14 protein-coding genes are annotated in these 10,019 nt (G+C 37.5%); 2 read left to right on the forward strand and 12 right to left on the reverse strand.

What is annotated here, in order from left to right:
- Positions 1–164: 164 nt before the first annotated feature.
- The 9 genes from ACJMLO_RS08300 to ACJMLO_RS08340 all read right to left on the reverse strand — a co-directional run bounded on the left by ACJMLO_RS08300 (position 165) and on the right by ACJMLO_RS08340 (position 6,224).
- Positions 165–1,367 (reverse strand): LUD domain-containing protein, encoded by a 1,203-nt coding sequence (locus ACJMLO_RS08300; RefSeq protein ID WP_405295752.1) that lies wholly within the window; start codon positions 1,365–1,367, stop codon positions 165–167.
- Positions 1,354–2,025, reverse strand: coding sequence for a (Fe-S)-binding protein (locus ACJMLO_RS08305; RefSeq protein WP_405295778.1), 672 nt, complete (start codon positions 2,023–2,025; stop codon positions 1,354–1,356). Before ACJMLO_RS08305 ends, ACJMLO_RS08300 begins: the two co-directional genes overlap by 14 nt.
- On the reverse strand, positions 2,025–2,375 hold the full coding sequence (locus ACJMLO_RS08310; protein WP_405295754.1) for a DUF2304 domain-containing protein: 351 nt from the start codon (positions 2,373–2,375) through the stop codon (positions 2,025–2,027). Before ACJMLO_RS08310 ends, ACJMLO_RS08305 begins: the two co-directional genes overlap by 1 nt.
- A gap of 9 nt (positions 2,376–2,384) precedes the next feature.
- On the reverse strand, positions 2,385–3,089 hold the full coding sequence (locus ACJMLO_RS08315) for a glycosyltransferase family 2 protein (RefSeq protein WP_405295756.1): 705 nt from the start codon (positions 3,087–3,089) through the stop codon (positions 2,385–2,387).
- A gap of 10 nt (positions 3,090–3,099) precedes the next feature.
- The gene (gene ribC, locus ACJMLO_RS08320; RefSeq protein WP_405295758.1) at positions 3,100–3,558 is read right to left on the reverse strand and encodes a riboflavin synthase; all 459 of its coding nucleotides are present in this window, start codon (positions 3,556–3,558) and stop codon (positions 3,100–3,102) included.
- A gap of 136 nt (positions 3,559–3,694) precedes the next feature.
- Entirely contained in the window at positions 3,695–4,525 is an 831-nt protein-coding gene (locus ACJMLO_RS08325; RefSeq protein WP_405295760.1) for an ATP-binding cassette domain-containing protein, read from the reverse strand.
- 1 nt (position 4,526) lies between these two features.
- Positions 4,527–5,219 carry a cobalt ECF transporter T component CbiQ gene (gene cbiQ, locus ACJMLO_RS08330; RefSeq protein ID WP_405295762.1) on the reverse strand — a complete coding sequence of 231 codons (693 nt, stop codon included), beginning with the start codon at positions 5,217–5,219 and terminating at the stop codon, positions 4,527–4,529.
- A gap of 41 nt (positions 5,220–5,260) precedes the next feature.
- The gene (locus tag ACJMLO_RS08335) at positions 5,261–5,548 is read right to left on the reverse strand and encodes an energy-coupling factor ABC transporter substrate-binding protein (protein WP_405295764.1); all 288 of its coding nucleotides are present in this window, start codon (positions 5,546–5,548) and stop codon (positions 5,261–5,263) included.
- A 10-nt stretch (positions 5,549–5,558) separates the two neighbouring features.
- Positions 5,559–6,224: an energy-coupling factor ABC transporter permease gene (locus tag ACJMLO_RS08340; protein WP_405295766.1), complete on the reverse strand. Its 666-nt coding sequence runs from the start codon at positions 6,222–6,224 to the stop codon at positions 5,559–5,561.
- A 198-nt stretch (positions 6,225–6,422) separates the two neighbouring features.
- On the opposite strand from ACJMLO_RS08340, the gene pyrF reads away from it, so the two are divergent.
- On the forward strand, positions 6,423–7,070 hold the full coding sequence (pyrF, locus tag ACJMLO_RS08345) for an orotidine-5'-phosphate decarboxylase (protein WP_405295768.1): 648 nt from the start codon (positions 6,423–6,425) through the stop codon (positions 7,068–7,070).
- 85 nt (positions 7,071–7,155) lie between these two features.
- Entirely contained in the window at positions 7,156–7,398 is a 243-nt protein-coding gene (locus ACJMLO_RS08350; protein WP_405295770.1) for a DUF5654 family protein, read from the forward strand.
- Between the two features lie 46 nt (positions 7,399–7,444).
- Here ACJMLO_RS08350 and ACJMLO_RS08355 read toward each other — a convergent pair whose 3' ends face one another.
- From ACJMLO_RS08355 to ACJMLO_RS08365, 3 genes are read right to left on the reverse strand one after another with little or no spacing between them, the layout of a single operon-like run.
- Positions 7,445–7,972 carry a hypothetical protein gene (locus ACJMLO_RS08355; RefSeq protein ID WP_405295772.1) on the reverse strand — a complete coding sequence of 176 codons (528 nt, stop codon included), beginning with the start codon at positions 7,970–7,972 and terminating at the stop codon, positions 7,445–7,447.
- Positions 7,973–8,896 (reverse strand): deoxyhypusine synthase, encoded by a 924-nt coding sequence (locus ACJMLO_RS08360; RefSeq protein WP_405295774.1) that lies wholly within the window; start codon positions 8,894–8,896, stop codon positions 7,973–7,975.
- Between the two features lie 8 nt (positions 8,897–8,904).
- Positions 8,905–9,807: a CBS domain-containing protein gene (locus ACJMLO_RS08365; protein ID WP_405295776.1), complete on the reverse strand. Its 903-nt coding sequence runs from the start codon at positions 9,805–9,807 to the stop codon at positions 8,905–8,907.
- Positions 9,808–10,019 lie beyond the last annotated feature (212 nt).

Here is a 10,019-nt window from a genome sequence, read left to right on the forward strand (position 1 = left end):
GAAATCATATTTGCCTTAACAGAATTGAAACATAATCGTCAACATTTCAAGCACCAATATAACAGTCCCCATCAAAAGTGACAAAATCAGCAATTCTACAATATCAGACAACTTTTTTTGAACTCGAAATAATTAAAGAAAAAAAACTCTTAATTAAAAATAAGCTAATACGGCGAATTTTTTTTACTTACATTTTCCCTAATCTTGCCGTGAGCCTTCGGATAAAATCCGACTTCCGTCGATAATTTCCTCATATTCTCAAGGATTTCATTTGTCGGAATGGACAAAGGACAGTTCAGTGTGCACAGTCCACATAATGTACACATATACAATCCTGAGTTAAAGCATGCCTCATCATCTTCAATGAACCTTGACATTGCAACACCCCGTCCGCCCAGATAGTTGTTAAACCCGAATTCGTTTCCGACAGCATTATAGACCGGACAGTGCACTATGCAGTTGCCGCAGCCTATGCAGTAGAGACATTCGTCAATCGCATCACTTCTTCCGTTGTCCAACAATATTACAACTACCCTTTCGGCACCGTACATGTTTTTAATCAGTTTCTTTTCAATGTCTGCGGTTTTTGACGGTCCGGAGACAACATTCATATATGATGTCACATAGCTTCCTGTTGCAAATATGGTTTCAAGCTTTACAAGAGAGATTGCATCCTCCAAAGTAGGCACTATCTTATCGATTCCAGCTACAATTATATGCAAATCTTTCAGGGAAACTATTGAAATATTGCCCTCATTGTGCACCATTACGCATGACCCCTCTTCGGATGCTATTGCGTTGGCTCCACTTATACCTACACTGGCATCTTTTAGGCGGTTCAGCACATCTGCCCTTACGGCCTCCATGATCTCATGAGCTTCAGGGACAACATCAACATCAAGCGAATCATTGACAATGCCTGCAATTTCACCAACATTCAGATGTGAAGCGGGCCCTGTCGGATGAACCGGTTTGTTGTCCGTTTTTTTAAGCTGCAGAATACGGTCTCCCAAATCGGTTTCAACAACATCAATGCCTGTGTCCTTCAAATGATTTTTCAAATCTATTTCACCCAGAGTATTTGACTTGGCCTTTGCAATGACCTCTGCATCAACTTCACTGAGCAATTCATCAATGATGTCCAATGCATCCTTTGAAGTTTCGGCAAACCTGCATTCAATGTCATTTCTATTAAATGACTCCAGACATTGACCATATAATTCCCGATTGTTTTCAATCGAATATTTCTTGATTTCCTGAACCCTTTTTATGAGTCTTTTAGAGGATGGAGAGTCCTTGATTGAAGAGGATCTCTTTTTAACCGTATCAAAGGATTTTCTCATGGTTTCAAGTTCACTGCTCTTCATCGCCAACACCATACCTTATCAAAAATTCAGTCAAGTCCACAACATCAAGCTCATCGTTTTCCAGGTTAAGCTTACAAAATGGACAGGCCGTTACCAGTGTTTTGCAGCCAGTATCACAGGCCTGATTGATGCGTGAGCTTGCCATCTGCCCTGCGATTTTGGGATAGGCGGATTTTACGCCACCGCCGGCTCCGCAGCACAAGCCGTCCTCCCGGCTGTTTTCCATTTCAACAACATTTGCCACACTTTCAATGACTCTTCTAGGCTCGTCAAAGACTTCCATATGCCTGCCCAAATGACAGGAATCATGATAGGTGACGTTCAAATCCCTCTTATCAAAATTAAGTTTGCCCTCTTCAATCAGTTCATCCAGAAGCTGTGAGATGTGAATCACATCCAGACCCTCATAGTCCATCTTAAGTGTTTTATAGCATCCGGCACAGGAAGTGACGATTTTTTCACCTTTCAGGATTTCGCCATTCTTTGTGATCTGTTCGGTTGCCTCATCGATAAAGCCGGTTCTAAGCAGTACCGAGCCGCAGCACATCTCATCATCCAAAATATGATAGTCTACACCTGCAAGAGCCAATAACTTCTCCGTTGCATCCTGAATGCCAGTCTGTTTTTGCCTTGCAGTGCATCCCCTAAAATAAAGCATCATTCATCCTCTTCATCATCAAGAGTTATTTCATTTGAAAGGGCAACTTCCTTTACGATTTTATTAATCTCATCCTGCAATATGTCAATTCTGTTGAACAATCTGAAGATAACGTAGAAAAGCACTACAAACACTACAATGATGATGAAGTCCAATCCTCTTGTAATACCGAAGAGCCTTGCAAATCTCTCACTGAAGTTCGGAAAGATTGAAAAGAATATTACAAACAACCATAATATTGTCCATAAGATTACTGTCAACAGCGATTGCTTTTCTTTTAGATATCTATAAAAGAACCATAAAATGGCTAAAATCGATAAAATTGGGAATAATATTGAATATAAAAACATTTAATCACCTTAAAATTGATGTTTTATCATTTGAACTAGAATCTTGAAAGCCTCTTTAACGTTTGTTCCCTTCGCTTGGGTTTCCGGAGTGTAGATTGTCTGAATCGGAACTTCGGCAAATGGAATATTGTTGTCATTGACCTCACGTATGAATTCCGATGAAATGAGGTATCCTCTTGCATTGATGTCGATTTTTTTCAATGCTTCATTCGTTATTGCCCTGAATCCGGTTTGGGAATCGCTCACATCCACCTTGTAAAATATCTTTGTTAAGAAATTCATGACCGAGTTTGCAAAATTCCTTGTAAACGGCATGTCCTTAAGTGGCCTGACGCCAATCACTGCCTGAGCTTCTCCCGTAACCAGTGGCCTGACAACATTATCCAAATCATCGGCGGAATGCTGTCCGTCCGAATCCATGCTTACAACATATTTCGGGTCAAAAAAGAGAACTGCATCAAAGCCTGTTTGGGTTGCAACGCCGACACCACGATTTATAATCAATGAATAGACATGAATCTGATTTGGATATTTTCTTTTGGATTGCAAAATAACGTCGAGAGTATTGTCTGATGATCCGTCATTGACGATGACCATATTGTATCCCTTCTCTGCAATGGACTCAATTACCGGCTGAATCCTTGTCGCTTCATTATATGCAGGAAGAACAACAAATGTATCCCTTCTGTCTTGCCTAGTTAATTCATATTCCATTTTTCATCACTTATAATGGTCCTGCATCCTCTTTTCCTTCGCGCATTCCCATTCCTGCTTCTTTTCTCATTGCCTTTCTGTGATACATCATCTTGATTAAGTTCTGCGCATGCTCACGTGCCCTGTTTTCCGCAAGCTTTGCAAGCTCGACAGGGTCCTCCTCTTCATCCTCATGTACGAAGACCTCTAGAATATGAGTGTTTGTCATTAATTGAGCATTAATCAGGCCGGTTGAAGCCTCATGAGCGCACATCTTATCCTTCTCCATTGGTCCAGGCATTCCAAGTGCCATGACTATATCACAGTCCTCTTCTTCTATGAGGATTTTAGCTGTGACGGGCAAGTCTTTAACTCCCGGAACAGTCTGGCGAATGATTTTCAAATCATATGCATTCTTTTTAAGCTCGTCAATGGCTGCCGATGCCATGTCAAAACGGGCAAATGTGGTATCACATATTCCAATCCTCATCTAAATTCACCTTATAAAAGGATATGTTTTTTGTAATATAAATGTTTAATCAAAATAAGAAAGTATTATTTTTTATTAATTGGAGTAATACTATAAGTTTTATAATTATGAAATTTAAGGAAATTAAAAAAAAATATTAATTTTTGAGCAGTTCTAAAAACTTATCCTTAGCTTCATCAATGGTCAATGGATAATCACCATTCATGTCAAATCCTTCCTCTTCCAACTGCTGGAAAAGTTCAGTGACAATAGGAACCTTAAGATTTGCCATTTCAAGAATTTCAGGCCGTGAAAAAATCTCTTTTGGAGTTCCGTCGCCGACTAATAATCCATCCACTAAAACAAAAACCTTATTTGCATAATCCGGAACCAGATCCACTTCGTGAGTTGAAATCAAAATGGTGATCCCTTCAGCATTGAGCTCCTTTAGCAATATTGATAAATCCACTACTCCCTGTGGGTCAAGACCTGCTGTAGGTTCATCCAAAACCATAATCTCCGGTTTCATTGCAAGGATTCCTGCAATGGCAACCCTTTTCTTTTGACCTCCGCTTAAGTGATGAGGCGCTGTTTTTTCATATCCGGTCATTCCAACACGGGCTAAAGCATCTTCAACCCTGTCTTGAACCTCTTCCATTGACAAACCCAAGTTTAAAGGTCCGAAAGCAACATCCTCTTCAACGGTTGGAGCAAAAATCTGATCATCAGGGTTCTGGAAAACGATACCGACTTTCTGTCTGAATTTGAGTAAAGATTTCTTATCGTATTTTAATTCTTCACCGTCAATGATGACTTTACCTTCATCAGGTTGGTAAATTCCATTTAGATTTAAAAATAAAGTTGATTTACCCGCACCGTTTTTACCTAAAAGAGCAACCATGTCCCCTCTTTCGATTTTGAGACTAACTCCTTTCAATGCTTGATAATCGGAATTGTATGAATATTTTAAATTTTTAACTTCTAACATTTTATCTCTCCTTTTTCGGCACATAAAGTGGAAGTTCCCCAGTATATCCTCTGGAATCCAAAGAATTCTGCAATGTTTCACTTTTATCCAGAGATCTTAAAAATATTGTACTTGCCAGAGCACCCAAAGATTTGAATGATGTCCAGTAGGAATTATAGCCCAATCTTGAATCCTGTGCCTTTCTCATTGTATCGATTTCATTTAAGAAAATGAATATTGAGTTATACATTAAAAGCCCGATTTCAATAATGATTTTTGGAACTTTTAAAGTGGCCAGACAGTGCAATATTTTTGCAATTGGAGTTGTGAGTGCTAAAAATCCCAAACAAGGAAAACAACCAAGTACTCTCATGAATGTATAAACAGCGTAATGAAAAGAATCATCTGTAACAACAATTCCAAAAATGCCCGTTTCAAAAATTACAGTCCCCTTTCCAAAAAAGAACATTAAGAATAAACATGTAATGACAAGAAACGCAACAGGAATTGATAAAAATTTCAAATATGATCGGATACTTATTTTTGCTATTGCCAATATTACAATAGACATTACAATAAAAATGAATAGGTCAAAATACAGATTATCAAGAGCTAATGTAACAATTAACAAAATTATTGTTAAAAACAACTTAAAATAAGGATTTGCTTCTGTTAATTCATTATGATGAGCAATATAATCCATATCAAATTTCATAATATCACTAAAAAAAAGAAAAAAAAGAAAGAATAAATAAATTATTCTTCTTTACCTTGTCCTCTCCAGTAACCGAATGCATAACCGATAATTATTGCACCGATAGCTGCTTGAAGAGCGAATAATAAACTTTCTATTTCACCACTAGGTGGTTCCCAGATAGATGAAAACCATGGTTCAAAACCGGTAGATTCAACAGCTTCACCCGCTGCATCGTCAGCACCGCCGAAGTATCCATCATCTTCTCCGTGACCATTATACATTGCTAATGGTGCAATGAAAATAATTGCACATATAATTGCTAAAATAATTAATGTTGATGTTTTCATTTAAATCACCTTATGCTTCATTAGCTGCTAATGCATTAAGTTTATCTAACAATTTTGGTTTGTAAGCTTTTAATCTGTCCCATATAATTACGGTTAAGATACCTTCACCAATTGCTAATGGTACTTGAGTTACTGCAAAGATAACTAAGAAGTTAGTTAATGCTGTACCAAAAGTAGGAGCAGGGAATGCGAAAGCTAACTGGAATGAAGTAGCTACATATGTTAATAAGTCTCCTAAAAATGCTGCAAAGAAAATTGCAATAGTAGAAGATACATTAGCTTTAGTTAAACCTTTGTATATAAGCCAAGCTGCTAATGGTCCTACGATACCCATAGATACAATGTTTGCACCTAAAGTGGTTAATCCTCCGTGAGCGAGTAAAATCGCTTGGAAAAGAAGAACTATAGTTGCTAATACTGCAGTTACTGCAGGACCAAACAATGCTGCACCTAATCCGTTACCACAAGGGTGAGAACAACTTCCAGTAACAGAAGGTAATTTCAAAGAAGATAAGACGAACATGAATGCGCCACTTACTGCTAGTAAAGCTTTGGATTCAGGGGTTTCATCTACAATTTTTTTGATTTGATAAATACCAAATGCAACCACGATGAATGCTACGACGAACCATATTATACACCATGTCAATGGTAAATATCCTTCCATAATATGCATAAATAATTTCCTCCAAATTATATCAAAAATATTTGATAAACTTCTCAATAAAAATTTAAAATATAATTAAAATTTTATAAAGTTTTATTGATAATACTTATTATAGTAGTTATTACATATAAATGTATAGGAAAAAAGTAATACAAATTATTAGGATAACCTAAAAATCCCTTATGTTAAATTGGACAAGATGATAACATGAATATAAAAAATAACTTAATTTTAGCACTTGATGTAATGAGTGAAAGTGAAGCCGTTGAAATATGCGGTTTAATTGAAAAATACATTGACACAATAAAGATCGGATACCCCTTGGCACTTGCCGAAGGCCTTGAAATAATTAAAAAACTGAAAGATAAATTTGGATTTAAGGTAATATGCGATTTTAAGGTGGCCGACATTGATGCAACCAACGAAAAAATCTGTGACGAGACATTCAAGGCAGGAGCCGATGCAATAATCTGCCATGGATTTGTAGGTACAGACAGCGTTCAGGCATGCCTTGACATGGCAGATAAGCATGGAAAGGAATTGTTTCTTCTAACTGAAATGTCCCATCCCGGAGCCAAAATGTTTCTTCAAAAAGATGCGGATGCAATAGCCAAGATGGGAGTGGATATGGGAATCAGAAACTATGTCGCACCGGCAACAAGGCTTGACAGGCTGGCAGACATCAGAAAGATTGTCGGCAGCGATGCATATATAATCTCCCCCGGCGTTGGAAAACAGGGCGGGGACGGCAAGAAGACACTTGAAATATCAGATGCAATAATTGTCGGAAGAAGCATCTACGAATCAGAAGACCCTAAACTTGCATGTGAAAATTTAATCAAATCCATTGAATGAAAACCAAACTATTTAAAATACAAAAAATAAAAGTAATATTGTTCCACTTATCTTTGAACAAACAAAATTAAATGGAGGACAAAAAATGGCAAACGAAGTAACTAAAATGGTAATGGAAACAATCTTAGCATTAATCACCACTGCATTTGCATTTGTTGCAGGTGCTGCATGGAACGATGCAATCCAAAAACTGATTGAAACTTTTATCGGAAGCGGAGATGCACTTCCTAGTTTATTCATATACGCTATCATTGTAACTATCGTTGCAGTAATCGTTACCGTACTCATCGCCAGAGTAGCCGGTAAAATGGGCGTAGAAATGGAATAAACAAAAAAATAAAGGAATTTCAAAATTCCTTTTTTTATCTTCTTTTTTAATTTAACTTTTCAAAAACAATACCTGCACCCACATATGACATTTCAAATATTAAAAAGCAGATAAACACCGCAATGTCAAAGGCGCCATACAATGCAAGCAGGAATATTGCAATCTTCATAACAAACCTGTATTCAAAAAATAGATTCAAAAAAACATTTTCAGTTATCCTAGGTATTGTTTCATGGCCAATCTCATCGCATATGGCTGATAAGATGCAAATAGCTAAAATAACCAGACTCAAATTTGGAATTCCGCAAATCAGACAGATGATTACAAATATAATCAATGTGATGATATGATGAATGCCGTCTACCTTTAAAGCCAACAGATTACCTATAGGAATAGCTATGAAAATATAGGCAGCTCCAACATCACCAACAGCCGCAGCCGCTGATGCAATCCCGCATATAATACCAAAAATGCTTGAATAGGTCAAATCATGTTTTACATCGAACAAATCATCAGAATATTTCATGAAAAATCCTGAAATCAGAAACAAAATGGCCAAAATAATATAACTCATCTAATCACTTGAAATCCTATCTAGTGCAGCTGCATAAATCAGCGGCAAAATCACTGTAACATCGCCAACGACACTTGCAAGGCTGGATCCGCATCTTGCCTTTGCCCAGGATTTTGCCTCTTCAAGAGGAGCTCCTCCCAAACTTCCAGCTTCGGGACGGTCCATTGTAATCTGGATTGCGGCATCAAGACCTCCCTTGATTACATTGGATGCCAAAGTATAATGCTTTGTAAGGCCTCCTCCCAAAAGGATTGCCCCTACCTTTTTGGAATCAAACACAATATCAGAGAGATAATGCATATCGGCAACCGCATCGACTACAAAGTCATGGTCTTGTGAAAATATCCACAACTGAAGACCCATCATCGAGTCAACAAGACCCGGTGCAAAGATTGGAACGTCATTTCTTGCAGCAGTTGCGACAAATGAATTGTCATCATCAACCAGAAGACCGATTTCGTGGAGCAGTTCCTGAATTGAAACATTCTTCTTTTCACTTGAAATCTTTTCAAATATTTCCGTGATTCTGGCTTCAAAAACAGTGAAATCATCAGAACCAACGTTGATGTCTGCAATTCTGCCTATGCCCTCTTCATTGAGGTCTTCATCGTCACGTCCTTCGTGGCGATAATGGGACCCTCCAAAAGCCTCAAGCAAATCGTGAGTTATGTTTGCTCCGCTTGATACAATCAAATCGATGTGGCCGTTTTTAATCATCTGGGTTACGATATTTCTCATGCCTCCAGGGATTAGGGGACCTCCAAGACTCATAAAGACATTCATATCCTCATCCTGAATCATTTCAGTCAATATGCTGCATGCCCTTGCGACTCTTCCTGCTCCTAAAACGCCCGAGTCATCAAACTGACTAATCAAATCAGAAATGCGCATGTCCTTTTCGACACTTATCTGGTTAACTTTCATTGAATCACTTAGTTTGTAATAATTGGAAACTGTCTTAAATTTGTTATGCTGTCAATTAAATCTGTTCTTGTGACAATGCCGAGCAATACCTGATTGTTGTCGGCAATGATTAATCTGGAAATTGATTTTTTAAGCATTACGTCAATTGCATTGGCTATCTTTAAATCTTCATTAACAATAACCACATTTGTTGACATCAGCTCTCCAACGGTTTCATTTTCCTTGTCATTGGCTATCGCATTGACCAGATCTGATAGGGTAAAGACTCCAACTACCTTTCCATCTTTTATAACCGGAGCACCATCGATTCCTTTTTTGGATAATTTTCTAGATGCCTCCTTTAAGGAGCAGTCAACGGTAAATGAGATTACATCACGGCTTGCAATGTCTCCTACAGTCTTTTTCGGAATGCTTCTTATGGTTTTGGTATCAACAAGAAGGATATTGTCCATATCGTCACGTCCGACAATAGTTCCCATAACTCCAAGATTATTTACAGGAGTCGGACCGATCCTTATCTCATCACCCAAATTCAAGTCCTTGATGCTTCCCAGGACTTTAATTGCAGCTTCACATTCACTAGGTTGGGGAACACTGGTAAATTCAATCCTTGCAACTGAAATATCATCCAATTTTACACCATTTTTATAAATAGGAACTTTCGAATCATTGTCTGAAACTGAAATGTTTAAAGAATGATATGCCTCAATGGTTGGCTTGTATCCTCCTCTAGGACCTGGCACCCCTTTGACTAAACCCAAACTTCTCAATGACTGCATTTGATTACGAATGGTTCCCGGATTACGGTTCATTACCTCTGCAATGTCTTCTCCTTTGATAGATTTACCGTTTGATGATTGGTATAGATTAATCAAGGTTTGTAAGATTTCTTTTTGAACAGATGTTAACATGTTTTATCCCCATCATAAAATAATATTATTAGATTTGTTAAGTATACTTTATAAATGTTAATGATTTGTCACATGCACCGAAACTTAATTGATTTTTGATGAATTTTATTTTTTTCTAAATTTTAATAACATTGTTATTATCCTAATGATTTTTCTTGTTGAATTTCAGCTCATTTTTTAATTTTAGATGTTATATTACTCCAATTTAGTTG

Source organism: Methanobrevibacter sp., from assembly GCF_045120835.1.
Lineage (GTDB): Archaea > Methanobacteriota > Methanobacteria > Methanobacteriales > Methanobacteriaceae > Methanocatella.